Annotated in this window: 26 protein-coding genes and 2 pseudogenes; 19 read left to right on the forward strand and 9 right to left on the reverse strand. The window is 58.0% G+C overall.

All coding sequences use genetic code 11. The features are described from left to right. Positions 1-297: 297 nt before the first annotated feature. A complete protein-coding gene (acs, locus tag ACM6I7_RS01290; protein ID WP_007963105.1) occupies positions 298-2,253 on the reverse strand; it encodes an acetate--CoA ligase in 1,956 nt (651 codons plus the stop codon). A gap of 475 nt (positions 2,254-2,728) precedes the next feature. On the opposite strand from acs, the gene ACM6I7_RS01295 reads away from it, so the two are divergent. The 6 genes from ACM6I7_RS01295 to ACM6I7_RS01320 all read left to right on the forward strand — a co-directional run bounded on the left by ACM6I7_RS01295 (position 2,729) and on the right by ACM6I7_RS01320 (position 8,765). Then, positions 2,729-2,989 carry a DUF2790 domain-containing protein gene (locus ACM6I7_RS01295; protein ID WP_027612631.1) on the forward strand — a complete coding sequence of 87 codons (261 nt, stop codon included), beginning with the start codon at positions 2,729-2,731 and terminating at the stop codon, positions 2,987-2,989. Between the two features lie 554 nt (positions 2,990-3,543). Further along, the gene (locus ACM6I7_RS01300; protein ID WP_003227292.1) at positions 3,544-4,794 is read left to right on the forward strand and encodes a ribonucleotide-diphosphate reductase subunit beta; all 1,251 of its coding nucleotides are present in this window, start codon (positions 3,544-3,546) and stop codon (positions 4,792-4,794) included. Between the two features lie 346 nt (positions 4,795-5,140). Beyond that, positions 5,141-5,674, forward strand: a complete 534-nt coding sequence (locus tag ACM6I7_RS01305; protein WP_414887815.1) for a Bro-N domain-containing protein — start codon at positions 5,141-5,143, stop codon at positions 5,672-5,674. Between the two features lie 127 nt (positions 5,675-5,801). After that, positions 5,802-6,725 (forward strand): SH3 domain-containing protein, encoded by a 924-nt coding sequence (locus tag ACM6I7_RS01310; RefSeq protein ID WP_414887816.1) that lies wholly within the window; start codon positions 5,802-5,804, stop codon positions 6,723-6,725. A 160-nt stretch (positions 6,726-6,885) separates the two neighbouring features. Then, entirely contained in the window at positions 6,886-7,599 is a 714-nt protein-coding gene (locus ACM6I7_RS01315; protein WP_414887867.1) for an HNH endonuclease, read from the forward strand. Positions 7,600-7,781: 182 nt separating this feature from the next. Next, entirely contained in the window at positions 7,782-8,765 is a 984-nt protein-coding gene (locus ACM6I7_RS01320; RefSeq protein WP_414887817.1) for a hypothetical protein, read from the forward strand. A gap of 3 nt (positions 8,766-8,768) precedes the next feature. Here the strand turns inward: ACM6I7_RS01320 and ACM6I7_RS01325 are convergent, their stop codons facing one another. Beyond that, a complete protein-coding gene (locus ACM6I7_RS01325; protein WP_414887818.1) occupies positions 8,769-9,905 on the reverse strand; it encodes a hypothetical protein in 1,137 nt (378 codons plus the stop codon). Between the two features lie 63 nt (positions 9,906-9,968). Continuing rightward, positions 9,969-10,784, reverse strand: a complete 816-nt coding sequence (locus ACM6I7_RS01330; RefSeq protein WP_414887819.1) for a sulfite exporter TauE/SafE family protein — start codon at positions 10,782-10,784, stop codon at positions 9,969-9,971. A 111-nt stretch (positions 10,785-10,895) separates the two neighbouring features. Between ACM6I7_RS01330 and ACM6I7_RS01335 the strand changes: the two genes are divergently transcribed. Both ACM6I7_RS01335 and ACM6I7_RS01340 read left to right on the forward strand, forming a co-directional pair. Next, positions 10,896-11,663, forward strand: coding sequence for an AraC family transcriptional regulator (locus tag ACM6I7_RS01335; RefSeq protein ID WP_414887820.1), 768 nt, complete (start codon positions 10,896-10,898; stop codon positions 11,661-11,663). Between the two features lie 93 nt (positions 11,664-11,756). Next, positions 11,757-12,065 (forward strand): hypothetical protein, encoded by a 309-nt coding sequence (locus ACM6I7_RS01340; RefSeq protein ID WP_027612618.1) that lies wholly within the window; start codon positions 11,757-11,759, stop codon positions 12,063-12,065. A gap of 9 nt (positions 12,066-12,074) precedes the next feature. On the opposite strand, the gene ACM6I7_RS01345 is transcribed toward ACM6I7_RS01340, so the two are convergent. After that, positions 12,075-13,592: an amidase family protein gene (locus ACM6I7_RS01345; protein WP_414887821.1), complete on the reverse strand. Its 1,518-nt coding sequence runs from the start codon at positions 13,590-13,592 to the stop codon at positions 12,075-12,077. 112 nt (positions 13,593-13,704) lie between these two features. Continuing rightward, complete coding sequence (locus ACM6I7_RS01350) at positions 13,705-14,781, reverse strand: MBL fold metallo-hydrolase (protein WP_414887822.1); 1,077 nt, start codon at positions 14,779-14,781, stop codon at positions 13,705-13,707. A 216-nt stretch (positions 14,782-14,997) separates the two neighbouring features. Here ACM6I7_RS01350 and ACM6I7_RS01355 point away from each other — a divergent pair, with 216 nt between their 5' ends. The 5 genes and pseudogenes from ACM6I7_RS01355 (at position 14,998) to ACM6I7_RS01375 (ending at position 19,009) form a co-directional block, all read left to right on the forward strand. Beyond that, entirely contained in the window at positions 14,998-15,606 is a 609-nt protein-coding gene (locus tag ACM6I7_RS01355; protein ID WP_097085854.1) for a TetR/AcrR family transcriptional regulator, read from the forward strand. A 156-nt stretch (positions 15,607-15,762) separates the two neighbouring features. Continuing rightward, positions 15,763-16,812 carry a diguanylate cyclase gene (locus ACM6I7_RS01360; RefSeq protein WP_414887868.1) on the forward strand — a complete coding sequence of 350 codons (1,050 nt, stop codon included), beginning with the start codon at positions 15,763-15,765 and terminating at the stop codon, positions 16,810-16,812. 289 nt (positions 16,813-17,101) lie between these two features. Continuing rightward, a pseudogene (locus ACM6I7_RS01365) lies at positions 17,102-17,785 on the forward strand (PAS domain-containing protein); the annotation flags it as partial. A 108-nt stretch (positions 17,786-17,893) separates the two neighbouring features. After that, positions 17,894-18,331, forward strand: a pseudogene (locus ACM6I7_RS01370) (methyl-accepting chemotaxis protein); the annotation flags it as partial. 144 nt (positions 18,332-18,475) lie between these two features. Continuing rightward, positions 18,476-19,009 carry a DUF1003 domain-containing protein gene (locus ACM6I7_RS01375; protein ID WP_097085857.1) on the forward strand — a complete coding sequence of 178 codons (534 nt, stop codon included), beginning with the start codon at positions 18,476-18,478 and terminating at the stop codon, positions 19,007-19,009. Here ACM6I7_RS01375 and ACM6I7_RS01380 read toward each other — a convergent pair whose 3' ends face one another. Next, the gene (locus ACM6I7_RS01380) at positions 19,010-19,951 is read right to left on the reverse strand and encodes a LysR family transcriptional regulator (protein WP_027612611.1); all 942 of its coding nucleotides are present in this window, start codon (positions 19,949-19,951) and stop codon (positions 19,010-19,012) included. Positions 19,952-20,002: 51 nt separating this feature from the next. On the opposite strand from ACM6I7_RS01380, the gene ACM6I7_RS01385 reads away from it, so the two are divergent. Further along, positions 20,003-20,704, forward strand: coding sequence for a CTP synthase (locus ACM6I7_RS01385; RefSeq protein ID WP_414887823.1), 702 nt, complete (start codon positions 20,003-20,005; stop codon positions 20,702-20,704). After that, the gene (locus ACM6I7_RS01390; protein ID WP_027612609.1) at positions 20,701-21,015 is read left to right on the forward strand and encodes an antibiotic biosynthesis monooxygenase family protein; all 315 of its coding nucleotides are present in this window, start codon (positions 20,701-20,703) and stop codon (positions 21,013-21,015) included. The genes ACM6I7_RS01385 and ACM6I7_RS01390 overlap by 4 nt, the downstream gene beginning before the upstream one ends. A gap of 195 nt (positions 21,016-21,210) precedes the next feature. Here ACM6I7_RS01390 and ACM6I7_RS01395 read toward each other — a convergent pair whose 3' ends face one another. Next, a complete protein-coding gene (locus ACM6I7_RS01395) occupies positions 21,211-21,537 on the reverse strand; it encodes a DUF2025 family protein (RefSeq protein ID WP_096795039.1) in 327 nt (108 codons plus the stop codon). Positions 21,538-21,759: 222 nt separating this feature from the next. Between ACM6I7_RS01395 and ACM6I7_RS01400 the strand changes: the two genes are divergently transcribed. The 3 genes from ACM6I7_RS01400 to ACM6I7_RS01410 all read left to right on the forward strand — a co-directional run bounded on the left by ACM6I7_RS01400 (position 21,760) and on the right by ACM6I7_RS01410 (position 24,664). Next, the gene (locus tag ACM6I7_RS01400) at positions 21,760-22,884 is read left to right on the forward strand and encodes a glycerophosphodiester phosphodiesterase (protein ID WP_414887824.1); all 1,125 of its coding nucleotides are present in this window, start codon (positions 21,760-21,762) and stop codon (positions 22,882-22,884) included. 138 nt (positions 22,885-23,022) lie between these two features. Beyond that, positions 23,023-23,328 carry a PepSY domain-containing protein gene (locus ACM6I7_RS01405; RefSeq protein ID WP_007917758.1) on the forward strand — a complete coding sequence of 102 codons (306 nt, stop codon included), beginning with the start codon at positions 23,023-23,025 and terminating at the stop codon, positions 23,326-23,328. A gap of 160 nt (positions 23,329-23,488) precedes the next feature. Continuing rightward, positions 23,489-24,664, forward strand: coding sequence for an ATP-binding protein (locus tag ACM6I7_RS01410; RefSeq protein ID WP_414887825.1), 1,176 nt, complete (start codon positions 23,489-23,491; stop codon positions 24,662-24,664). A gap of 123 nt (positions 24,665-24,787) precedes the next feature. Here the strand turns inward: ACM6I7_RS01410 and ACM6I7_RS01415 are convergent, their stop codons facing one another. Beyond that, positions 24,788-25,234 carry a hypothetical protein gene (locus tag ACM6I7_RS01415; protein ID WP_027612605.1) on the reverse strand — a complete coding sequence of 149 codons (447 nt, stop codon included), beginning with the start codon at positions 25,232-25,234 and terminating at the stop codon, positions 24,788-24,790. 110 nt (positions 25,235-25,344) lie between these two features. Continuing rightward, positions 25,345-25,575: a hypothetical protein gene (locus ACM6I7_RS01420; RefSeq protein ID WP_414887826.1), complete on the reverse strand. Its 231-nt coding sequence runs from the start codon at positions 25,573-25,575 to the stop codon at positions 25,345-25,347. A 164-nt stretch (positions 25,576-25,739) separates the two neighbouring features. Between ACM6I7_RS01420 and ACM6I7_RS01425 the strand changes: the two genes are divergently transcribed. Next, positions 25,740-26,762: a transporter gene (locus ACM6I7_RS01425; RefSeq protein ID WP_027612604.1), complete on the forward strand. Its 1,023-nt coding sequence runs from the start codon at positions 25,740-25,742 to the stop codon at positions 26,760-26,762. Positions 26,763-26,979 lie beyond the last annotated feature (217 nt).

Consider the following 26,979-nt stretch of genomic DNA (forward strand, 5'->3'; position numbering starts at 1 on the left):
ACATTCGGTTACGTGGAAGGCAGGCGGTAACAGCGGGAAATGTCTTACGGGGGAGATCGATAATTATTGGTGGGTGGGGCCTGCGTTCCGACAGCGGGCTACACGGGCGTCAGCCAAGTTGCCTTCGCGAGCAGGCTCGCTCCCACAGGGTTCTGCATTTTGTCTGAAGGTACTCAGTCAAACTGTGGGAGCGAGCCTGCTCGCGAAGAGGCCAGCAAAACCACCACAAACCAACCAGACACAAAAAAGCCCCACCCGGCAAACACCGGACAGGGCTTTTCAATGCATCAGACAGGCTTAAGCCACATTCATCGTCTTGTGCGTATCAATCAAATGCTGCACCACACCCGGATCCGCCAGGGTCGAGATATCCCCCAACCCATCGTACTCAGCCGTAGCAATCTTGCGCAGAATCCGCCGCATGATCTTGCCCGAACGGGTCTTCGGCAGCCCCGGCGCCCACTGGATCACGTCCGGCGAAGCGATCGGGCCGATCTCTTTGCGCACCCAGTTCTTCAGTTCCAGACGCAGTTGCTCGCTCGGCTCTTCACCATTCTTCAAGGTGACATAGACATAAATGCCCTGCCCCTTGATGTCATGCGGCACACCGACCACCGCCGCTTCGGCGACTTTCGGGTGGGCGACCATCGCGCTTTCGATCTCGGCGGTGCCCATGCGGTGGCCGGAGACGTTGAGCACGTCGTCCACGCGCCCGGTGATCCAGTAGTAACCATCGGCATCACGCCGCGCACCGTCACCGGTGAAGTACATGCCACGGAAAGTCTTGAAGTAGGTGTCGACGAAGCGGTCATGGTCGCCATACAGCGTGCGCGCCTGACCCGGCCACGAATCGAGAATCACCAGATTGCCCTCGGCCTCGCCCTCGATGATGTTGCCGAGGTTGTCGACCAGCGCCGGCACCACACCGAAGAACGGACGTGCCGCCGACCCCGGCTTCAGTGCATGCGCCCCCGGCAGTGGGCTCATCATGTTGCCGCCGGTTTCGGTCTGCCACCAGGTATCAACGATCGGGCAACGCGACTTGCCGACATTCTTGTAGTACCAGTCCCAGGCTTCCGGGTTGATCGGCTCGCCGACCGAACCGAGCAGACGCAGGCTGCTGCCATCCGCGCCTTCAACGGCGGCGGTGCCGGACGCCATCATCGCGCGGATCGCGGTCGGCGCTGTGTAGAGGATGTTGACCTTGTGCTTGTCGACGATCTTCGCCACCCGGGTGATGTCCGGGTAGTTCGGCACGCCTTCGAACAGCAGCGTGGTCGCGCCATTGGCCAGCGGGCCGTAGACGATGTAGCTGTGGCCGGTGACCCAGCCGACGTCGGCGGTGCACCAGTAGATTTCGCCCGGACGGTAGTCGAACACACGCTCGTGGGTCATCGCCGCGTACAGCAGATAACCGCCGGTGGTGTGCTGCACGCCCTTCGGTTTGCCGGTCGAGCCAGAGGTATAAAGGATGAACAGCGCTTCTTCGGCGCCCATCTCTTTTGGCGCGCAGACGGTGCCCGCCACTTTCATCAGGTCTTCGTACCAGATGTCGCGATGCTGGTTCCACTTGATGTCGCCACCGGTGCGCTTACACACGATGACTTTCTGGATGCTGCTGGTTTCCGGGTTGGTCAGCGCGTCGTCGACGTTGGCCTTCAGCGAGATCTTCTTGCCGGCACGGATGCCTTCGTCAGCGGTGATGACCACTTTCGATTTGCAGTCGATGATCCGCCCCGCCAGCGCCTCCGGCGAGAAACCACCGAACACCACCGAATGAATCGCGCCGATCCGGGTGCAGGCCAGCATGGCGACCACGGCTTCAGGGATCATCGGCATATAGATAGTCACCACGTCGCCGCGGTGCACGTCCTGACCACGCAGGGCGTTGGCCAGTTTGCACACTTGCTCGTGCAGTTCGCGGTAGGTGATGTTACGGCTTTCGGAAGGATCGTCGCCTTCCCAGATGATTGCGACTTGGTCGCCGCGCTCGGCCAGATGACGGTCGAGGCAGTTGTAGGAAACGTTCAGGGTGCCGTCGGCGAACCATTTGATGTCGACATGGTGATCGTCGAAGGAAGTCTGCTTCACCGTGGTGAAAGGCTTGATCCAGTCGAGGCGCTTGGCTTGCTCGCGCCAGAAACCGTCAGGGTTGACGACCGACTGCTGGTACATGGCTTTGTAGGTCGCCTCGTCAGTCAGCGTATTGGCCAGAACCTCGGGACGAACGGGATACAGAGAAGCCGCACTCATCTTTCTTACCTCGGTGGAATAGTTGTTTTTGTATGACCCCGTTGTAGCCGGGCCGGGCCCATAGAACCATTCGACGATGGTAGTAACAAGCCCCTACAAAACATGGCGATACCCAGACAGCAAGCCCGACGCACTACCCCCAAACACCCCAAACCCCTTGTAGGAGCTTGCCTGCAAGCGATCCAGACAACTCGGTTCCCCAGACAAATTGCATCGCCAGAAAACGCTCTTCCCCACCCTGGCGACCGATTGTTACCAAATCTGCCAAAAGTGTTTATCAAAACCCCACCTGTTTACCCCCACCCCTCCTCCCTAAAATCCACCTCGCCGACAAGGCAAACGCGATTAACAACGTTACAGCCCCCACGAAGGCCGTTAATCCAGCTCTCAAGTAATAACTGCAAATGATGAAGTTCCACACGCAACCCTAAAAAGGTTGCGTGACCCCACTCGACCTCAAAAAGGTAAATCTGAAATGAAAGCTTTATTGGTTCTGGCCCTCAGCAGTCTGTGCGCAACCGCCATGGCAGACGAGGTCCCGACTGATGTCGCACAGCAACAACCGGTGATCGAGGAATACACTTACTCCACTCACCTGGACATCGCCAAAGTTGTATCGATGAGCGAAGTGCCGAATGTCTGCGAAGTGGTACCGGCCAAAATGGAGTACGACGACTCCAAGGGTCAGCGCCATATCCTGCGTTACAGCGTCATGGGTAATGGCTGCACCAATTGATGATTGAGACTGCACCGAATCGGACCGCTCAGCGCCTCATTTGAGGGTCGATTCCAGCCCGGCTTCGGTCGGGCTCAGTTGTGTCTGGAGTCGTCAAAAATGCTTGCAAAACACTAGATGTAGTAAAAAACCGGTTTTTTTGTTCGTTTTTTGAGCAAATCCACATTTACGAAATTTCTGCGAAAAAAAATCTATCCCCGGCAAAGCCCTGTAAACCCGCACTCTCATCGAAAAACCAGCCTCCTCGACCGCTCCATGCGCGGATTCGCCTCAGCACAGCCCGTTTTTTTTCCCTATAATGCCGCCCTAATCGGGACAGCAATATTCCCTTACAGGGATGAACAGCCAATCTGAAGCCCCGCAGCAGCGTTCAACGCGAGCTGCGCCCGTCAGAGGCTCTCGGAACCCCGAACAAAATTCTGTTTTATTGCCTGCCTTAGCTGCTGCAAAAAACGATTCCTTAAGATCCAACGCGGTCTGTACGACCGTGTGAACCACCCAACCAATCAGGTTTCACACGGGGCGACAGGCCCTCACGCAGGAGACGACACGTCATGCTGAGCTGGGACGAATTCGACAAAGAAGACAGTGAAGTAGCAACCGTGAAAGGCGCCAACGCCGGCCACGCTACTGAAGCCAACATGGACCGCCTCGACAGCGCCGGCGGTGCCGCAGCGCTGGAAGCCCGCGCCGTCACCGCCGACGACTCGGCCGCCGTGGCCCGCGCCAAGGCAGCACTGGATTCCCTCGACGTCGCCGAAGGCCTCGCCGAACTCGAAGGCGCCTCCGCCCGTGTCGCTGTTGACGAAAAGCGCATGATCAACTGCCGCGCCGACCTCAACCAACTCGTACCCTTCAAGTACGACTGGGCCTGGCAGAAGTACCTGGACGGCTGCGCAAACCACTGGATGCCGCAAGAAGTCAACATGACCGCCGACATCGCCCTCTGGAAAAACCCGGAAGGCCTGACCGACGACGAGCGCCGCATCGTGATGCGCAACCTCGGCTTCTTCTCCACCGCCGACTCCCTGGTTGCCAACAACCTGGTCCTGGCCGTGTACCGCCTGATCACCAACCCGGAATGCCGCCAGTACATCCTGCGCCAGGCGTTTGAAGAGGCGATCCACACCCACGCCTACCAGTACTGCATCGAATCGCTGGCCATGGATGAAGGCGAGATCTTCAACATGTACCACGAGATCCCATCGGTCGCCAAAAAGGCAGCCTGGGGCCTGAAATACACCCGTTCGATCTCCGATCCGAAGTTCGAAACCGGCACCCCGGACACCGACAAAGAACTGCTGCGCAACCTGATCGCCTACTACTGCGTTCTGGAAGGCATCTTCTTCTACTGCGGCTTCACCCAGATCCTCTCCATGGGCCGCCGCAACAAAATGACCGGCGTCGCCGAGCAGTTCCAGTACATCCTGCGCGACGAATCCATGCACCTGAACTTCGGCATCGACGTGATCAACCAGATCAAAATCGAAAACCCACACCTGTGGGATGCCGAGATGAAGGAAGAAGCGACCCAAATGATCCTGCAGGGTACGCAGCTGGAAATCGAATACGCCCGCGACACCATGCCTCGCGGCGTACTGGGCATGAACGCGGCGATGATGGAGGACTACCTGAAGTTCATCGCTAACCGTCGTTTGTCGCAGATCGGTTTGAAAGAAGAGTACCCAGGGACCACTAACCCGTTCCCTTGGATGAGCGAGATTATGGACTTGAAGAAAGAGAAGAATTTCTTTGAGACTCGCGTGATCGAATACCAAACTGGTGGTGCGTTGAGCTGGGACTAATGGTCTCGCTCGCCACGATTTGACGATTGCTGCTTGAGTCGCCAAGTCGAGAAAGCAAAAGCCCCGATCTGATCGGGGCTTTTTTATGGACGATTGGTAATCGTTTTTTACGCCTACGTCACAGCGCTCAATCTCCTACAGCACTTACAGCCGCGTCCCATTGAAGGCCGCTACAAGCACTACTAAGCTCTATCGCAGGTGCCTAAGAAACGCCCAACGTAGAAAGCTTGGTCAGTGACACAGACGTGTGATTCGTCGGTGACAACTGCTCTGCTCGTTGGGATTTCTTAAGTCCGCTCTACGTTGGGGTCAGGCCCTCCCAAAATCTAACGTAGAGGTCATAGATATGTCTGATCCGCTCCCGGTAATAGTGTTCTCTCGCCACAACCTTTCTCTCCATGCCCTTTTATTAGAAAACCAGCCTTGGTTCTCCGCTCGCGATGTCGGCCGCTTGATGGGTTTCCATCTGAATGATCGGGTGGTCAACAAGCTAGATAGCGATCAGCGCCGCGTCATGTGGATTGAGTACTTTCGAGAACCAGAACAGCATCTGATGCTCAGTGAGTCCGGGGTGTACGCGCTGCTGGTCTATCACTACGTTCCGGGTAATCGGTTGTTGCGGGAATGGCTGACCAATGAGGTGGTGCCGACATTGCGCGATGCTGCGGATTCAGGAGATTCGAATCGGCCAATGTTGAGCTTGTTGGATTGGCCGGAGATGTCTTTGAGTTTGCTGCATTGGCAGGATGAGGGCTGGATTCGGCTTCGGGATATGCCGTATCTGTTGCAGGATCAAAAACAACGGAGAGTAATGACTGCTAAGCCTCGGTGGTGGAAGGCGATGCAACTGTTTCTTTCGTCGAGACGTTCAATGAGTTAGTGCTGCACTTGTAGGATCACCCGTCAGCCGCATCGCCAGCAAATGTAGTATTTTTCCTAGACAGTCGTGATGACCACTCAGTATCGTTCGAGTGCTTTAGACCTCGGACGATTCTAGGAATACGGAAATGAGCACCAACGATTGGAGCGATGTGGAGATTCAAGCAACGGTCGAGGCTTACTTCCGAATGTTGCTGCGTGAAAAAAGTGGTCAGACCGTCAATAAAGCTCATGAGAATCGTGTGCTACGTGAGGGAGTTTTAAATAGTCGAACTAAAGCCTCTGTTGAGTTTCGGATGCAGAACATCTCTGCAGTATTCGAAGAGCTGGGCTTACAACGTATTTCAAGCTATAAACCAGCCAAAAATATTGGCTTAGCCGTGAGCAACCGAATTCGAAAAGCAACAGCGAGCCTCAATAATATTGAAGTTCTTGCCCTCGCACCCGAATGGTTTGAAGAGCAGAAAAATTCACTCCTCTATAACTACCTGACCTCTCATTCACCCGAAGCTCACAGAACCACAAAACACTTTACATTCGACTCTGTCCACTTCGATACAAGCACAGAAACCCTCTACACCCCTCCGCCTAACAAGCTTGATCTGGAAAAAGAAATAGTTGAAGTCATTGAAAATGGAGCGAGCCTTACTGAGCTTTCAGTGGACGCATACAGATACCTTTCAGTGTTCCTTACTTTCTTCTGGGATAAATTGCAGAAATTTTTAAACGTAATCGCCCTAGCCGCCCTGATCACAACGTCGTACAGCGCTACAGAAGCATCAAAAACCCCCGAAGAAATTCGCGCGACAGTTAAGTCGCTAACAAGTGAACAACGTGCACTGCTCAAGGGTTATAGCGTCGTTACGGCTGACGAAGTCATCCTGCGCGCGAAACCTAACAAAAACTCAGATGAATTAGCCCGCCTGCCAAAGGGAGAATGGGTCGAGAACATTGATGGTGACACGTCCTCCTGGATTAGAGTCAAGGCCGATGTCGACGGTGAAGATGTGGATGGCTGGATCTATCGAAGTTATCTAGTGAAGCTCCAATAAAAAAGACCGAGAAGCCTGCGGCTTTCGTTGCCAGCAGATGGAATGGAGCAACGTCCTAGGACGAGCTTGAGAGAAAGATCCATCATTGGTGTAGGATTTTTCGTAGACAACAGTGATGGCCACTCAGTATCGTCCGAGGATTTCCACCCTCGGCGATTTTATGAGCACAACGAACAAAGATAGCGATTGGAGCATTGCTGAGGTTAGGGCCGCCGTAGATGCCTATCTGAAAATGCTCGCGTTAGAGAAACGCGGTCAAAGGTTTGTTAAGACCGCAGAGAATCTTGCCCTGCGCGAAACGGCATTACCGAATCGAACAAAAGGTTCGGTCGAATTCCGTATGCAAAACATATCCGCTGTTCTGATGAAAATGCATCAAGAATTCATCAAAGGATATAAGCCCGCCCGAAACGTTGGCTCAAATGTTGAGCAGTCAATTCGAGCAGTGCTGATTGAAAAAGGCGTGAAGCCTGGAGACCCGACAGCTCCTACTGCTGATGAGGAAACTCTGGAGCAAAGGGCGGTCGCACTGGAAAAACTGCCACTTGGAGATGAACCGGTTGGGATTCTGAAGCCCAAGCGCGCTCCATCACCAGGCACTGCCTACATCCGCGACCCGAAAGTTAGAGCTTGGGTTCGGAAGAAGGCTAAAGGTGTATGCGAGGGATGTAAGAAACCTGCGCCGTTCACAAAAAATGACTCACCCTATCTTGAAGTCCACCATGTTAAGCACTTGGCAAATAAAGGGTCTGATCGAACCAGCAACGCTGTGGCGCTCTGCCCAAACTGTCATAGACGCTGTCACCATTCGAATGATCGCGAGGCGTTTACTGAGTCGCTATATCTGAGCGTGAAGCGGCTGAGACGGGAGTGAAGGGATCCCCTCACTTCACAGCATTACTGCGGAATCGGGACGTCAAGATCAAGGATTGAGGTGATACCACCAATTGCAGGCTCATCCCCACAAATCCAGCATCATCCTGAAAACAATCAGTGCAACCCGCGCCGCCTCCCGCTATTAATACCCCTCCCCCACTCAAGGATCCGAGCCCTGCCATGAAATTCGACCTCGCCTACTGCCTCAGCCTCGACGACAAGTTGTCGATCTATGACGTTCGCGATCTCAATTTCGATGAGACGGTGGCGTTCGATTCTGCGAAGGAACACTTCCAGTGCCCCAACGATGCCTGTCGTTCGGCGTTTGATGCGTCGAACGAGTTGGGCACGTTCAACGCCAAGAACGTGAATTACGTGCGCACGCCGCACTTCAAGAACTTGCCCGGTACGCAGCATGTAGCGGGTTGTCCGTATGTGAGTTTGAAGGCGTCGGCGTCGGGGATTGAGACGGCGGAGGGTGAGGTGGATGACGGGCGGGAGGAGCATTTTCCGTCGGAGTTGTTGCTGACGCGGCGTGAGTATGTTCGCAAGCCTGCTGCGCCAGCAGGGATGGCGGATGTGTTGCGGGACGATCCGGTGCGGGTGGCGCAGGTGAGTTCCAGGGAGTCGCCGGGGCGTGAGACGGCGCCGGACAAGACCAGTGTGTTTGCGCATCCGGTGGAGTGTTTTGTGTCGAACTTCGCCGACAAGGAGTTGCTCAAGCGCATGCCGTTGAAGATCGGCGAGCACACGGCGCCTTATGGCTCGTTCTTCAAGAAGATCGAGTATCTGACGGACAACAAGGGGCTGATTTACTGGGGCAAGATCAAGGAGATCAAGGATTACACCCAGAGTTTTCGTATCGATTTCGAGCAGAAAGTCTGGTTCAAGCAGGCGGATGAGGCGAAGAAGAAGCCGTATTCGGTGAACGTGTACTTGAGCAAGAAGTTGATCGACAACTACCGCAAGCGCAAGGCGTTTCTGGAAGAGATCAAGCACGCGATCGACAGCGACAAGGAGTTGTTCTGTTTCTTCTATGGCGTGACGCCGGAGTTGAAGCAGGTGCCGAGCAAGAAGAACCCCGAACAGACGTTCGGGGTGTTCAGTGCCAACATCGAGAACCTGGATCACTTCATTGTGCGGGAAGCGCCGGGGTTGGCGTGATGGTTAGCCTTTGGGCAATTGCAGTTTGGCTTCGCCACGGTGCTGGTTGACCAGCGAGTACGGCAGCACTGACCAATCGGGGTTGTCGCAGTTACGTTGGTAACGGGCGAAGTAAGCGCCCAGGTAAATCCCCTTCGGTGTGAAGTGCCAGTTGGAATAACCCCAGACGCTTTCATCGGTGTAATCGCAACTGCCGTCATCTTCCGCGGGCTTCTTCATCTCTTCGGGATAGAGCGTGGTGAACTGTTTGACCAGCCACGGCGCCATGACTTTCAGCTGATCGTATTCGGTGGCCGCGCTATTCGGTTCACCAATCCACAGTACATCTTTGAGTTTCAACAATTCGCCGGTGTGGACGTCGAGGTTGATTGGCGAACTGCCGAAATCCGGGTGGGCACCGCCGCAGCTGTAACCGGTGGAGATGTCCAGGCTGACCACGTCCGGCGAGAGAAACTCAGGGGCAGCACCTTGATCGAACTCGGCGTATTCCCCGCCATCCATCATGCAGCGGTGATAGTCGATGACTTCAGTCCAGAGCCGTCCGAGCAAGTGGTTATTAATCCGCTGCTGCTCTTCTTTCGTATAGCCGGACTCGACACTGAACAACGATATCTTTGACTCAGGCTCCGTCCACCATTGCAGGTCGTAGCCCATGAAGTTTTCTTTCTTCTCCGGTTTGAGCTTGAGTCCCTGTAAGCGCAAATACTCGTAGGGATCGCTCTTCGGCAAAGTGGCAATAAAGGGCAACGTCGTTGCAGTTGGCGCGGGAAGTTTGGCTTCGGTCAGTTGTACCGGCAGCTTCTTGCCCTTGGGGTTTTGCCATTCGCCCTGCCAGCCATTGGCGGTGGATTTCAACTTCAGGGTTGGCAGCGGTTTGTCGTCGCCATAGCGGTTGTTGCCTTCAACAAGGTTCAACGTGCTGTCTTGCAGCGAGCCGCTGAGTTCCAGGTCGCGGTGATACTTCTCATAGAAGTAGCGGCCGGTAACTTCGTCCTGCTGCGTGGTGTTGAGCTCCACCACAATCGGCATCTTGCCCAGCGTACCGGTGAACACGTGTCGGCCATCTTCGGCATGGGCGGTGGAAATCAATGTGAACAGCGCCGCAGCGTATGGCGCCAGGCGCAGCAGTCCCTTGAGCATGGATCGATCCCTGAATGAATGAGGCTGCGAAGTATGCAGAGGATGCGCGCAGGAATCGAGGCTCTACTTGAGCAGCATGCCCAGCATCACGATGATCAGCAGTGCGATGTACACCCACGCATGCACCCGATCCGGTATCCGCCCGATCCACGGCGTAGCCAACCGAATCCCGACCAAGGACCCCAGCGTCAGCACCGCAAACGCCAGCAAATCCACATACCCGACAAACCACACGCCCAGATCCGTCTCGCTGAAACCGGCCAGTGCCATATACGTCAGCGTCCCGGCCACGGCCACCGGCACGCTTAACGGATTCGCCATGGACGTTGATTGAGACATGCTCAGTCCGCAGCGGCGCAGAAGCGGCACGGTCATGACGCTTCCTCCTACGCCGAGGAACGTGGCGATGGCGCCGATGCCTACACCGCCGGCGGATATTTCCTTGCGATCCAATCGGCGTGGGATGACGCCTTCGCTGCGGGTGAGGAAGCCGCGTCTGAGCAGGCAGTCGATGATGGTCACGCCGAGGTAGGCGATGAAGGTGTAGCGAATCACCTCGCCGCTGACCCACACCGCGGCGATCGCGCCGATGATCGCGCCCAGGGCGATGAAGCCGCCGAGCGGCCACAGGTAATGGCGGATCAGGTTGCCGGCGCGGCGGTGTTTGTCGGTGGCGATCAGGGCGTTGACGATCATCACGCAGGTCGAGGTGGCGACGGCGATGTGCATGGCCGATTGGCTGATGGGGTCGTCGGCGCCGTGGCTGGCGGTGAGCATGCGGTAGAGCAACGGCACGACGACGAAGCCGCCGCCGAAGCCGAAGAGCACGGCGGTGATGCCGGTCATACAGCCGAAAAGGGTCAACAAGAGATAGAACATGGCGCGTCTTCCGGTGGTGGCGAGCGGTTGACAATAGAGCGACGCGGCTTGGCCTGCTTCAGCAACTCAGCCAATAATGTTTGCGTTTACGCCAACTACCGGAAACGCTCGATGCGCAATGTTTCGATCAATCTGCTGGATCACACACCGCGCCCGGTGGTGGCGATCGGTACGGATTATTCCCACGGCCATCTGTTGCCGTTTCATACGCATCGACGGGCGCAGTTGTTGTACGGCGCGACGGGGGTGATGCAGGTTCGTACTCATGACGGCAATTGGGTGGTGCCGCCGCAACGAGCGGTGTGGATTCCGCCGGGAGTGGCGCATGAGGTGCTGATGCTCGGCGTGAGTACGCGCAGTTTGTACATCGAGCCGGGGGCGGTAGATTTGGGCCAGCTTTGTCAGGTGATCAGCGTTTCACCGTTGATGCGGCACTTGTTGATGGAAGCCGTGGAAGTGCCGCTGACCTATGACCTCGAAGGACGCGACGGCGTGTTGATCGAGCTGTTGCTGCATGAACTGACGCGCAGTGCACCCCTTCCCTTGCACATTCCGCTGCCGACTGACGGAAAGCTCCTGGCTTTGTGTCAGACCTTTCTGCTTCAGCCGAACGCCCATCAGTCGCCGCAACACTGGGCCGAGCAGTTGCACATAAGCTTGCGCACCTTCAACAGACTGTTTCGGCAGCAGACCGGGTTGAGCTTCAGCCAATGGCGGCAACAGGCCTGCGTGGTGCTGGCGCTGGCGCGGCTGGCGGCCGGTGAAGCGGTGACGCGAATCGCCCTGGACTTCGGTTATGAGAGCCCGGCGGCGTTCTCGACGATGTTCCGGCGCATCCTCGGACAGGCACCGTCCGTCTGGTTGGAGGCGGCGAACTAGGGCAAATCAAAAAATGCGTTTGATCCCGGCCGAAAACAACTGTACAAAAACACAGTACATTTTCAATCAGCACTCTTGAGCCCGGAGCACACCATGGCCTCTCTTGCGATGAACCACATCCTCGAACGCATTGCCCTTTTCCAGTTCACCCCGACGCACTGCGTCCAGGCCCGAGCGATGCTGGGCTGGAGCGTGGAACAACTGTCGCGCGAGGCGGAGGTTGCGGTGGATGATATCCAGCGGTTTGAAGCGCAGCAGGACGTGGCGGATGCGACGCGGCTGGCGTTGGCTTATCGGTTTGAGGCACAGGGGTTGGTGTTCTTTCCCGGGTTTGCGCCGGGTCGCAAATTGAATCCCCAAGCCATGCAACAGAACGTTGCAGAGCGTGGGGATTTTGCTTAGGTGGAATGATTACTTGAACGCAGGGTGCCGCAGCTCGGCCGAGGCTTGTTCATAGCTGTAGGCCATGGCGAACAATTGCGGCTCGCTCCATGCTTTGCCGAAAAAGAACACGGACGTGGGTATACCGTTAGCGCTCATGCCCGATGGCAGGGTTACCGCCGGATAACCAGCCACTGCGGCAGAAAATTGCGAGTAACCATCCGCTTCGGCAACCATTGCGTCGAGGTTGTGTTCGCGCAGTTGCTCGTCAATGGCGTCCTTGAAGTTTTTGCTGATGCTCAAGATCAATCCGCTGGCCTGTTCGTGAGTCATGTCCAGCGCATTCATCGCTTCGAGCGTGGCCTGCCCATAGCCCTCCTTGCCGGGATTGAGCTGATTGAAGTCGATCAGGTCCTGCAACGACTGGATCGGCAGACCGGAACGGCTGACGAGATATTCAGGCAATTCGTATTTCATCGCGCCCATCAGACCGGGTACGAAATTATCGATATCAGGTAAACGAATGGTCACTGGCACGAGCGTCGCACCTTGTTTCTCGAGTGTGATCATTGCCTTCTGAAACTCCACTCCGGGAGTCAGGACCACGCCGTCCGTTCCCTCGTAAGCGGCGGGATAACCGATACGCTTGCCTTGCAGGGCATCGTTTGCCAGTAACGCGGTGTAGTCGATTCCTGTCGGGGCGATCGATGTCGCGGAGTCTGTCGCATCCGTGCCTTGCAACACGTTGAACATCAACGCTGCGTCACGGACAGTACGTGTCAAAGTACCAGGGGTATCTTGCAGACGGGTGATTGGCACCACCCCGGTGCGACTGAACAGACCCAAGGTGGGTTTGACGCCGATTACGCCATTGGCAGATGCCGGGCAAGTGATCGAACCGTTGGTTTCCGTGCCCAAGGAGATCGGCGCGAAACCGGCAGCCACGGCAGCGGCCGATCCAGAACTGGAACCGCAGATTTCCTCGCTCAGTGCATGCGGGTTTTTCCCTTGCCCACCACGTCCGCTCCAACCATGGGGTAACCCCATTTCCCGCACATAAGCCCATTCGCTCATGTTGGCTTTACCCAGAATAATCGCGCCGGCATCCCGCAGCTGTTTAACCACAAAAGCATCGTTGGCTGCCGGCTGGCCGACCATGGCCAAGGAGCCGGCGCTGGTTTGCAGGCTGTCGGCGGTATCAAAATTGTCTTTGAGCAGTACCGGAATACCATGCAACGGACCACGCGACAGCCCCTCGTTACGCTCGTTATCCAGCGCGGTGGCAATTTCGATGGCTTGTGAATTCAGTTCGACGATGGCGTGGATAGCAGGGCCTTGCTTGTCCAGCTCGGCAATTCGCTGTTGAAAGTGTTCAACCAGCTCAACAGCAGTGAGCTCATTGTCGGCCATCATTTTGCTGAGTTCACTGACGCTGGCGTAATGAAGATCAGTGGCCGAATGGGCACTGGCGGCGACTCCTGTCGCTGCCAGTGCGACCAATATGGATCTCGTCAGCGTATTCACGCGACGTTTGAAGAAATGCGTCATGTCTATCGTCCTTGTTTAGGCTAATCACGAGTGATTCATTCACTCGCGACCAAGCCTACCGAGGACATAGGAAAGAGCTGTCAGCCAGCTGGACTACCGACAGTAGGAAAAGTCATCCCGACTTGTAGCCGCTACCAGCAATTGGGGCGTTTTCCGACACATCCTGCTCCATATTCAGCCACCACGTGTGCCCCCGCTGCGGCTGCATCAAATTAAACGCCTCGCCCATTCGCGGCGTGGTAATCGAAACACTACGCTCCCAGGCCAGCGCCAGAATCCGGTCAAACGGCTCATGCCAGGCGTGCATTGCCAGGTCGAAGGTGCCGTTGTGGATCGGAAACAGCCAGCGGCCCTTGAGGTCGAGGTGCGCCTGCAGGGTTTCTTCGGGTTGCATGTGCACGTGTGGCCATTCGACGTTGTAGGCGCCGGTTTCCATCAGGGTCAGGTCGAACGGGCCGTATTGTTCGCCGATGCATTTGAAGCCGTCGAAGTAGCCGCTGTCGCCGCTGAAGAAGATTCGCGTGTCGCCGTCGATCATCACCCACGAGGCCCACAGAGTGTTGTTGCTGTCGAACAGGCCGCGTCCGGAGAAGTGCTGCGAGGGAGTGGCAACGAAGCGGATGCCGGCGATTTCGGTGCCCTGCCACCAGTCGTACTGGCGAACTTTACTGGCGTCGATGCCCCATTTGATCAGGGTGTCGCCGACGCCCAGCGGGGTCAGGAAATAGTTGGTTTTGGCCGCCAGTTGCAATACCGCCTGGTAATCGAGGTGGTCGTAATGGTTGTGCGACAGGATCACCGCTTCGATCGGCGGCAACTGGTCGATGCTGATCGGCGGCTGGTGAAAACGTTTCGGACCGGCCCATTGCACGGGCGAGGCACGCTCGGCGAAGACCGGGTCAGTGATCCAGAATTTGTCGCGCATTTTCAGCAGCAGGGTCGAGTGGCCGAGGCGGTAAACGCTGTGATTCGGTGCTGCCAGCAGGTCTTCACGGGTCAGCGACTGTACCGGGATCGCGGCGGCCGGTCGGGTATTGCGCGGCTTGTTGAAGATCATGTTCCACATGATCCGCAGCATCTTGCGCCCACCTTCGCGCTGCACCGGCGCATGGTTACGGAACAGCCCTTGATCCTGGCGAGAGGCTTCAGGCGTGGAAGTTTGATCCGCAGAAAAATCTGGATTGGCCATGACTGAGAGACTCCAGAAAAACCGCGCAATTCACGGTTTTTCACGGTGGGACGATAAATGGCCAAGGCACGCACGCATCAGCCGAACTGTCTGTTTTTAGGTTGCGCGGATTAACGCAACATTACACTGGGCGGTGTAGTTTCTAGGTTGCATGAAACGTGATGACAAGTAAACTGCCAAGTGTAATTCCACCCCCTTCTCTGCCGAAGCGTACTTATGACAGCTCCACAACGCCTCACCGACCGCAAACGCGAAGCCATCATCCAGGCGGCAATTGCCGAATTCCGTGCCAACGGGTTCGAGGTCACCAGCATGGACAAAATCGCGGCCACCGCCGGGGTGTCGAAGCGCACGGTGTACAACCACTTTCCCAGCAAGGAAGAGCTGTTCGCCGAAATTCTCAACCAACTCTGGGCACGGATTACCGACGAGCAAGCCGTGACCTATCGCGCGGATCAGCCGCTGCGCGAGCAACTGCTGCCCATGTTGCTGGCTAAACTGCAGATGATGGCCGATGACAACTTTCTCGGGCTGGCACGGGTGGCGATTGCCGCCACCATCCATTCCCCGGAGCGCGCGCAGGACATGGTGGCGCGCATGGGAGAGCGGGAGGAAGGCCTGACGGTGTGGATTCGCGCTGCGCTGGCGGATGGTCGGCTGAAAACCGTAAACGCAGAATTTGCCGCGCAGCAGGTGCAAGGGCTGTTGAAATCGTTCGGTTTCTGGCCGCAGATTTCCATGGGCCTGCCGCCGCTGGATGCAGACACGCAAAAAGCCGTGGCCGAGTCGGCCATGGAGATGTTTCTGTCCAGATACCAGCTCTAAACCGGCCCTCTCCTGCGCCCCGCCACGATTAAATGGCTCGGAAGGACACTGATTATTCCCGTTGGAATAAATGACAATGTCCGACAATTGACCGACGAACGGTCAACCTGAAAAAACACTTCAAAGTATTTCAGGATGAATCTGGCGCAGGACATCATGGAAAATCAACGCGGCAAAGGCTTGTCATTCGCCAGACGCATTTATCTGCCCAGGATCATCGGTCTGGGTGTCGGCTTTTTCAGCGTCGCGGCCGCGCTGTATCCGTTGCACATGCCGAACTGGCTCTGGGCGCTGCTGGTGTTCAACGGTTTTATCTGGCCGCATCTGGCCTACCAGATTTCGACCCGCTCGACCTTCCCCTACCATGCCGAACGCCGCAACCTGTTGTACGACTCGTTGTGCGGGGGCTTCTGGACCGCGTGCTTTCAGTTCAATCCGCTGACCACCGTGACCATCCTGTCGATGATGACCATGAACAATGTCGCCGCCGGTGGACGACGTCTGTTCCTGCTCGGTGCCCTTGCCCAAGTGGCCGGCGTACTGCTGGGCTGTTTACTGTTCGGCTTCAAGTTCAGCCTGACGATGACGCAAATCGAGGTTTGGGCCTGCCTGCCGATGCTGACCTTGTACCCCTTGGCCTTGGGCATGGTCAGTTACCAACTGGCGATCAAACTTGCACAACACAAACGTGCACTCAGAGACCTGAGCCGCACCGACAGCCTCACCGGGCTGCTCAATCACGGCGCCTGGAAGGATCTGCTCCATACGCGTTTCATCCGGTGCCGAGATAACAACACCCAGGACATTCTGGCGCTGATCGACATCGATCATTTCAAGACCATCAACGACAACTATGGGCACATCGTTGGCGACGCCGTGCTGCGCGAGTTGAGCCAGGCACTCAAAGGGCTGCTGGCCGAAGGTGAACGGGCCGGTCGTTATGGCGGCGACGAGTTTTGCCTGATCCTGCCCGACCAGCCACTCAATAAAGCCGAGGCGCAAATGGAACGATTGCGTCAGGCGATGGATCAATATCGGCACCCGGATGTGCCAGAGCTACGCGTCAGCCTGAGTATTGGTCTGGCCCGGTTTCAGCCGACGTACAGCGACGCAGTTGCCTGGCTGGATGACGCCGACAAAGCGCTGTACACCGCCAAACACACCGGGCGCAACACCATCAGCGTGGCGCTGAGCAGTCCGGGCTAAGAAGACGCCCGCGCCCTCAGCCTTGAAAAAACTGATTCGCAATTTCTTGTACAACTCAAAGCAGTTTGTATAAGATCGGCTCGTCAGCCTGGATGCTGGCACTTTGCAGTCAATGACAAATGCCGACCCGGCATTTGCTCTGCCAGCGCGGAAACAGGGACACAAACCTCGTCTTTCCCTACTTCCAGGTACTGCCCCTATGTTTTTCAAACGCCACCAGTCCGAACTCAACGACCTTCAACACACCATCACCGAACAGAACGGCCTGCTTGAAGCGATCAATCGCTCCATGGCGGTGATCGAGTTCGACCTTGAAGGCGTAGTGTTAAAGGCCAATGACAACTTCCTCAAAACCATGGGTTACCGCGCCGAACAGGTGATCGGCCAGCCGCATCGTTTGTTCTGCACCGCGGAGTTTGGTCGCAGCGCGCAATACACCGAACTGTGGTCGCGCCTGAAAAACGGCCAGTTCCAGTCCGGTACCTTCGAGCGGATCAACAGCCAGGGCCAGCCGGTCTGGCTGGAAGCTAATTACAACCCGATCAAGGATGCGTCGGGGCGCGTGGTCAAAGTGGTCAAGTTCGCCATGGACGTGACGACCAAGGTTCAGCAGGAAAGCGAGGCCAATGCCAAGCTGCAGGCGATCGACCGGGCGATGGCGGTGATCGAATTCGACCTCAACGGCGGCATTCTCACCGCCAACCAGAATTTTCTGACGCGCATGGGTTACACGCTCGCTGAACTGAAGGGTAAACATCACCGTTTGTTCTGCCGCGCGGAGCTGGTCAACAGCAGCGCCTACGAGGATTTCTGGCGGCGGTTGAATCAGGGTGAGCTGTTTCAGGGTCAGTTCGAACGCGTCGACAAGCGCGGCCAGAGTGTGTGGCTGGAGGCCAACTACAACCCGGTATACGACGCTGCCGGGCGGTTGTGCAAAGTGGTGAAATTCGCCACGGACGTCACCGCCCGCGTCGAGCAGCACGAGCACGATGCGCGCAGCGCCAGCGCTGCTTATCACATCTCGGTGGAAACCCGGAAAGTCGCCGAGCAAGGCACTCAGGTGATCCAGCAGGCGGCCAGTGAGATGCGCGAAATCGCTGACGATATCGCGCAGTCATCAACGCTGATCGCGCAACTTGGCGAACGCTCGGAGCAGATCACGGCGATTGTCAACACCATCCGTGCGATTGCCGACCAGACCAATCTGCTGGCGCTCAACGCAGCGATTGAAGCGGCGCGTGCCGGTGATCAGGGTCGCGGATTCGCGGTTGTAGCGGACGAAGTGCGGCAACTGGCGGCGCGTACCAGCGGCTCGACGGCGGAGATTTCCAACATGATCGGCCTGATCCAGAGCGAAACCCGTCAGGCGATCAAGAGCATGGAAGGCACTCGCGGGCGGGCGGCGCAAGGCGTTGAACTGGCGGATCAGGCTGGCAGCGTGATTCTGCAGATCCGCGATGGCGCCAGTGAAGCGGTGCAGGCGGTGAGCATGTTTGCCAATGAGCGCGCGCCGGGCTGAGAGACCGCGTCGCGGCCTTCGCGAGCAGGCTCGCTCCCACATTGGAATGCGTTCCCCTGTAGGAGCGAGCCTGCTCGCGAAAGGGCCATAAGCCTCGATGCAGGACTATAGTGACCTTCAGTCCCAAGTCCTGCCGAGCCCATCATGACCACAGAAAAACCCGACGTCCCCACGCCCGCCCCCGTCGACCACTTGCGCTTCCACCGCCCCCACGCCCACCTCAACACCACCTTCGGCAACGACACGTTCGCCCTGCGCGCCGAGGCCTTCGCGCGGTTCTTCGGCACGCCGACCTTTCTTGGCGCACAAACCCTGATCGTGCTGTTGTGGGTGTGCCTCAATGCGACGGGTATCACCACTTTCGACGTGTACCCGTTCATCCTGCTCAACCTCGCGTTCAGCCTGCAATCGGCCTACGCCGCACCGTTGATCCTGCTGGCACAAACCCGGCAAGCCGCGCGGGACAAGGCGCAATCGGACGCCGACGCGCAACACCGTGAAGCGCTGGCGGTGGCCAACAGCGAGCGCCAGGCGCAGGCCGCGCAGACCACCGCGCAACTGCTCGAACTGCTGGAGCAGAACACCCGCCTCACCGAAATGACCAAGAGCCTGACCGAACGCATCGAAGGCCTGACCCGCGAACTGCATGCGCACATCTGCCAGAACCCGCAACGCTGATCACGGCAACCGCAGTGCCCGCCCCAGTTCATCGAACAGCGTGACCACCGAGCGCAATGCTCGGCAATCCGGGCGGGTCAGCAACCACAGCGCGGTGTCGTAGCCGTGCAACGGTTCGCTGAGGGCCTGTAAACCTTCGGTAATGAGAAAGTCCGGCAACGCCGCCACACCGAGTCCGCCGCGCACCAGTTCCGTCACCGAGAGCATGCTGTTGCAGCGATAAGCCGGGGTCACGCCGGGCAACTGCTGACGGCGCCAGGCGACGGTCGGGTGATCCGGCAGAAACTCGTCCGGGGCGATCCAGGTCAGCGCCGCCAGATCCGTCGCATCGACGTTTTGCAGATAACGCGCACTGGCGCAGACCCGGTAGGAAATCTTCGCCAGTTGCCGTCCGACCAGATGCTCTGGCGGCGTACGCGTCAGGCGCAGGGCGATGTCGGCATCGCGGCGGTTGAGGTTGGCGAAATCGTTGGAGGTGCTCAGCTCGAGAGTCAATGCCGGATAGTTCGGCATGAACTGCGCCAGCGCCGGCAACAGCAGGCCTTGCAGCACCGAGTCGGTGCAGGTCAGGCGCACCGTGCCGCTGACCACTTCGCCGCCCTGCTCGACACCGATTCGCGCCGCTTCCAGTGCCTGTTCGGCGCGCTCGGCCTGCTCGGCCAAGGTCTGCGCGAGGGTGGTTGGCAGGTAACCGGCGCGGCTCTTTTCGAATAACTGCTGACCGAGCGCCGACTCCAGCCGCCGCACTGCGCGAAACACCGTAGACACATCTACCCTGAGCAGCTGCGACGCCCGGGCCAGAGAGCCGCCCCGCACCAACGCGAGGATCAGCGCCAGATCCGGGTAGTCGAGTCGATAGTGCGTCGCTGCATTGATCACTTGGGGAAACGCCAATATTGAGTGCGTGAACGCCAATCTATAGTGAGCCCCGGTGATCGACAACTGCACACCCTCCCCCAGAGGTTCATCACTCACTCAAATCAAGGAAATCCCATGGACGCCATTTCCATCGCCCTGATCGGCGATCACGATCCGCAAGTCACCGCCCACCAGGCGATCCCCGTTGCCTTCGGCCTGATCGCCGAGCAGTCCGGCCACAATGTGCAATTCGAATGGCTGCCCACCGAGCAGATCCACGCCGACACTGCGCTGGATCACTTTGACGGCTTCTGGTGCGTCCCGGCCAGCCCCTACAAAAGTGAGGCCGGTGCACTCAGGGCCATCCGTTTTGCCCGCGAACAACAGCGCCCTTTCCTCGGCACCTGCGGTGGTTTTCAGCATGCGCTGCTGGAGTTTTCCCGCAATGTGCTGGGCTGGGCCGACGCCGAGCATGGCGAAACATCGCCGGATTCACCGCGAGCCGTGCTCACACCGCTGACCTGTTCGTTGGTGGAGGCGGTGGACAGCATTCATCTGGTCGCCGGTTCGTTGATCGCCAAGGCGTACGAAACGTCCGAAATTCTTGAAGGCTATCGCTGCCGCTTCGGGGTGAATCCGCAGTTCGAACGAGAGTTGTTGACCCATCGGCTACGCGCCGTGGGGCACGATTCGGCAGGCGACTTGCGCGCAATCGAATTGCCTGACCATGTGTTTTTTGTCGCCACGTTGTTTCAACCGGAACGTGCGGCGCTCAAGGGCCAGGTTCCGCCATTGGTGCGGGCGTTCGTCGAAGCGTGTGCGGAGCAACGTCCATGAAGCCGAACGAGCCTTGCTTTGCGGTGATTTTCACCTCGACCCGCACCGAGGGTGACAACGGTTATGCGGCGGCGTCGGAACGGATGATGGAACTGGTCAGCCAGCAACCGGGGTTTCTCGGCATTGATTCGATTCGTGGGGAAGACGGGGTCGGGATCACCATTTCGTACTGGCAGAGCGAGGCGGCGATTCTGGCTTGGCGCGAGCATCCGGAGCACCGGGTGATTCAGGCGCGCGGGCGGGCGCAGTGGTATTCGAAGTTTCAGACCCGGGTGTGTCGGGTGGAGCGGGAGTATCGGTTTGGGCAGTGACTTTGGCGGCGCGCTGACTGGCCCCTTCGCGAGCAAGCCCGCTCCCACAGGTACCGCGTTTGGGTTTTGAATTTGGTTGTGTGCTCACTGGCCTCATCGCCAGCAGGCTGACTCCCACAGGGATTTGTGAACGCCACAGATCCAATGTGGGAGCGGGCTTGCTCGCGAAGATGCCGGAACAGCCACTACAAAACTTCAGCCCTTCACCAGACTGCGCACCGCCACAATCTCCGGCACCTCAACCTTGCTCATGTACACCCGCAACGGCTCGCTGATGTTGATCCGCTCATCGATGTTCTGATCCAGCAGCAACTGAATCAGCTCGCGCTTCAAGGTCATGGTCGTCTCAGAAGCCGGCGCCCAGACAAACTCGCTGGTGGGAATGATGCCGTCATCGGCGACGTCCATGCCGAACGAATCTTCGCTGAAACGCACGATGTACTGGCCGGTCTTGCGGTTGAGGCCGACGAAACCCTTGAGGTCATCGGCGGCCTGACAGATGAGTTGGGAAGTGATGCGCATGGTAAACCTCACGAAAAATCATCGATGGTTTACACGCAGGGCAACGGAATCGGCGCGCCCTCTGCCGGAGCGTCTGCCGAGGGCAAGCGTACTGCAAACCGCGCCACAAAAGTGCAGGAAAAATCGCTTTTAATACGTTTATGTCGGTCTGGCGATAGCACCCAATCGATTCAGTTGTTAAAAGGTACGTCTTTGAAAATGCCCTGCGAAAGGAACTCGAACATGCCCGCCACTTTCACCAAAAGCGCCCTCATGCTGAGCCTGCTGCTTGGTCTCGGCCAGGCCCACGCCGCCCAGACTGACGTCAACGCGCTTGCCGCCGCCCATGGCATCCCGCATCCAGCCGTGATCGCTCACCGTGGCGCGTCCTTTGATGCACCGGAGTCCACCGCCGCCTCCTACAAACTGGCCCGCGACCTCGGCGCCGACTACCTGGAAATGGATTTGCAGCGCAGCAAGGACGGCGTGCTGTTCGCCCTGCACGATAACAACCTGCAGCGCACCACAGACGTCGCGACCAAGTTCCCGGAGCGCAAGGACAGCCCGGCCACCGCCTTCACCATGGCCGAATTGAAAACCCTCGACGCCGGCAGCTGGTACAACAAGGCTTACCCGGATCGCGCGCGTCCATCCTACGCCGGGCTGAAAATCCTCACCCTCGACGAGATCATCGACATCGCCCAGGCCAATCCGAAACACAAGCCGGGTCTTTACATCGAAACCAAGGAGCCGCAGCTGTTTCCGGGCATCGAGCATGACCTGAAAGAGAAGCTGCAAGATCGCGGCTGGCTGAGCCCGGCCGGTTCGAAACTGGCGAAAAGCGAGTTGGCCGTCGGCCAGGGCAAAGGCAAGGTGATCCTGCAGACTTTCGAGAAGAACAGCCTCGAACTGCTGCAAAAGGAAATGCCGCAAGTGCCGAAAATCCTGCTGCTGTGGGTCGGCGAAGGCAGCATCGAGCCGAAATCGAAGGTGACCTTTGCCGAGTCCGGCGAGAAGGACAAGAACGTGTTCTACGGCAAGCAGGAGCCGAAGTCCGAAGCCGAATTCAAGCAATGGGTTGATTTCGCCAAGTCGCAGGGCGCCATCGGCACCGGTCCTTCGGCGAAGCTGACCAAGGGTGGCGACCAGAGCTATTCGGATCTGGTGCAACCGTGGATGAACCAGTACACCCACGATCAGGGCATGCTGGTGCACGTGTACACCGTCGATGAGCCGGTGGACTTCGAGAAAGTCATGGCGGCCGGGGTTGATGGCATCTTCACCAACCGCGCCAGCGAACTGTTGAAGTTCTACAAGCGTCCGGCGGCGGCCAGTGTTGATCAGGTGTTGAAGAACAACGGGTTCTGATCAGCAGACCGGGTTGTCCGCATCGCGAGCAGGCTCGCTCCCACAAGAGCGCTGCACGCGATGTGGGGTTTTAAGGGTGAATTAAGTTGTGGTGGTTAACCTGAGCCCACTTCAACGAACAACCCAAGGAATGACCCGATGAAAACTTTGACTGCCCTGTTTACCGCCGCTGCCCTGACCCTGACTGCTGGCCTCGCCCAGGCCGATGTGCGCGTCGACCAGATCCCTGAGTTGGTCAAATCCGGCAAGATCAAGTCGCTGGAGTCGATGAACGCCGAGGCACTGAAACTGCACCCGGGTGCGACCATCACCGACACCGATCTGGATAACCACTTCAACGGTTACGAGTACGAAGTCGAGCTGAAAACCGCCGACGGCAAAGAGTTCGACGTCGACTTCGATGCCACCACCGGCAAAGTGCTGAGCAACAAGCAAGACACCTGATACACCGCCAAAGCAAAGCCGCACGATCAGCGATCGTGCGGCTTTTTTGCGTCCGTTGCCCGGCGAATCACGCGGATGCAGCCTGAAGGGATGCCAAAACCGCCATCAGACCGCTAGTATGGCGACCATCAGATAACGATTGCAGCCGAGAACGATGGGCATGAGGCAGACAGCGGCAGCAGACATCGCGACAATCGGACGGATCAGCGCGGTTCCGGCGATCCTTCAGGTGATCCGCGAACTGACCGGCCTGCGCTTTGCCGCCGTAGCGCGGGTTACCGAAGATTCGTGGACAGCCTGCGCCGTCCTCGATCAGCTGGATTTCGGCCTGCAGGTTGGTGGCGAGCTGGATGTGGTCACCACGCTGTGCCACGAAATCCGTGCTGCGCACACCTCGGTGGTGATCGACAAGGCCAGTGAAGACCCGCTCTACCGCGATCATCACACCCCGCGCCTGTACAAATTCGAGAGTTATATCTCGGTGCCGGTGTTCCGCACTGACGGACGGTTTTTCGGCACGATCTGCGCGCTCGATCCGAACCCCGCACAACTCAAGTCCAGCAGCATCCAAAGCACCATGGAGTCGTTCGCGCGGATGCTCGCATTGCAGATCGAAGCCGAGGAAAACGCGCAGCTCACCGAAACCGCGTTGTTGCAGGAGCGCGAAACCGCCGAGTTGCGCGAACAGTTCATCGCCGTGCTCGGCCACGACTTGCGCAACCCGTTGTTCGCCATCAGCGCCGGTGCCGAAATGCTTCTGCGCAAGCATCCGGATCCTGCCATCGAGGTGCGGATACGCAATATCCTTGGCAGTGCGCAACGGGCGACGCGGTTGGTGGATGATGTGCTCGACTTTGCTCGCGGACGTCTGGGCAATGGTATTCCGGTGGATATCCAGCCCTGCGCGGATTTGACCGAAGCCGTGCAACAAGTGGTGACGGAGATTCGCAACGTGCATCCGCAGCGCACGATTCGTGCGTCCATCGGCGACTTGCAGGGCTTGCCCTGTGACCGCGCGAGAATTGCTCAACTGCTGTCGAACCTGTTGGCCAATGCCGTGGCCCATGGCGACCCGGAGGGCGACATTGAGGTCATCGCGCAAGTCGAGCACGGTGCGCTGATGCTGGGGGTGAAGAATCAGGGGCATATTCCCGAGGCGATCCTGCCGCACCTGTTCCAGCCTTACTCGCGCCCGACCGGCAGCGCGCCCCAGGCCGGGCTCGGTCTGGGGCTGTATATCGCCAGCCAGATCGCCCAGTCCCATGGCGGGCATTTGCATGTGGCGTCCACCGCACAGAGCGGCACGCTGTTCACCTTCAGCCTGCCAACCCTCTGAAACACACCGCAGTTCTCTGTAGGAGTGAGCCTGCTCGCGATAGCGGTGTGTCAGTCACCATGAATAAGGCAGATATACCGCTATCGCGAGCAGGCTCACTCCTATAGGGGAATCGCGTGATGCTTAAGCCGAAGTGCTGACCAGCGAGCCCGAGCTGCTCGATCCGGAATCCTGCAAAGCTTGCAACAACGCCGCCGTCGCGGTCTGCAACGAAGCCGAAGTGCTGGAGATTTGCGACTCGGCGGACGCCACGTCGGCAGCCTTGGCATCAACGTCTTCCTGCTTGGCCTGAGCCGCTTGCAGCGCCTGCTGCTGTTCCTGCAATTGCTTTTGCAGCTCGGCGATCTGCTTGCGCAGTTCTTTCACCGAATCCGACTCACCGCTGCTGTCGGAACTGCTGTCGCCTGCCGGAGCCGCGCCACCGCCGGCCGCCACTTTGCTGGTATCGGCGCTGACGCCAGTGCTGCTGGTTGCAGGGGTCGAGGTGTCGTCACTGGCGTCGCTGATCCTGGTCTTACTGGTGGCGGTGCTGACGGTCTGATTGATCGAAACGGAGGTGATGCTGACCATGGGAGGGCTCCAATGCCGGTTTTAGATAACCGGCCATCGGCGGTACTCGCATGGATTTGAGATCGACTGTGTACCGACTCGGTAACCGAACCGGTACACGTCGGCGGACGTCAGGCGCTCAGGCGACGGATCACCGTGGCGGCAATGGCAATCTCACCACGCATCTGGGTGATGCTGTGAATGCGCTCTGCATGACTGACGTAACCAAGCGTGATCGGCGTACCAGAGCGCTTCTTGAAGAGAATCCGACCATTGGCAGATGAATTGAAAGGCTGTGATCGACCGTGGCCCAGGGTGGGGCTTGCTCGCGAAAGCGGCGTGTCATCCACATCGTCACTCAATGAACATCCGCATTCGCGAGCAAGCCCCCTCCCACTGGATTACCAGTGGATGATCCGGGTCGCTGTCATTTTTCAGTCACGCAAGCGTCACATGCGATTGCGATGATGCGGCTCAGTGAACCTGCCATTCCGCGACCGACGCGCCCTCCTCGCAGCGAGCCTCCATGAACCACAGCCTCGACCTCAGTCATCGCGATCCTGATTTGTTCGGTCTGCTTTACGGCTTCCGTTTTCGTCCCGGTGAACGTGGCCGCGAAGTCGATTCGGCGACCGCCCTGCGTTGTCTGCAAGACGACAGCGACAGTGATGAATTCCTCTGGCTGCACCTGAACCTGGCGCACGCCGCGTGCGAGCGCTGGATGAAAAGTCATCTGCAATTGCCCGAAGAGTTTTTCGAGGCGCTGCACGAAGGTTCGCGCTCGACGCGCATCGAACACGTTGACTCGGCGTTGCTGGCAGTGGTCAACGACGTGGTGTTCAACCTCAGCAGCATGGTTTCCTCAGACGTGTCGACGCTGTGGGTCTGCGTGCGCAGCAAACTGATCGTCAGCGCACGCCTGCAACCGTTGCACTCGGTGGACAAATTGCGTTCATCGGTGAAGGCCGGCGAATGCTTTCGCTCACCGTCGGAACTGCTGGTGCACTTGCTGCGTGATCAGGGCGAAGTGCTGACGCAGATCGTGCGCAAGACCAGCATGAGCGTCGATCTGGTCGAGGACGAATTGCTCTCCTCACGGCTGTCGACCAACCGCGCCGAACTCGGCGCCAATCGCCGGGTACTGGTGCGCCTGCAACGGCTGCTGGCGCTGGAGCCGGGTTCGCTGCTGCGCCTGCTCAACCGTCCGCCGCCGTGGCTGCAGAAGGAGGACGTCAAGGAGCTGCGCAAATCCACCGAGGAGTTCGCGCTGATCATCAACGACCTCACCGCCCTCGGCGAGCGGATCAAACTGCTCCAGGAAGAAATCGCCGCCAACCTCAACGAACAGAGCAACCGCACACTGTTCACCCTGACCGTGGTCACGGTGCTGGCGCTGCCGATCAACATCATTGCCGGTTTCTTTGGCATGAACGTGGGGGGTGTACCGCTGGCGACGGATCCGGAGGGGTTCTGGATTCTGGTGGCGCTGGTCGCGACGTTTACCGTGATTGCAGGGCGATGGGCGTTTCGCAAGCGTGGGGATTACTAACCACCAAACTTGATGTCCAGCACAGTTCCCCTGTGGGAGCGAGCCTGCTCGCGAAAGCGATCTGTCATTCAACAATGACGATGACTGACACGCCGTCTTCGCGAGCAGGCTCGCTCCCACAGGGGACCTCATTGACCTTCAGATCGGTGGTCTGGTTATTCAGCCAAACACTGACCTGCCGCAGTCTCTCTGTAATATTTAGCAACGATCATGACCG

The organism is Pseudomonas sp. IT-93MI4, assembly GCF_949767635.1.
Taxonomy (GTDB): domain Bacteria; phylum Pseudomonadota; class Gammaproteobacteria; order Pseudomonadales; family Pseudomonadaceae; genus Aquipseudomonas; species Aquipseudomonas putida_A.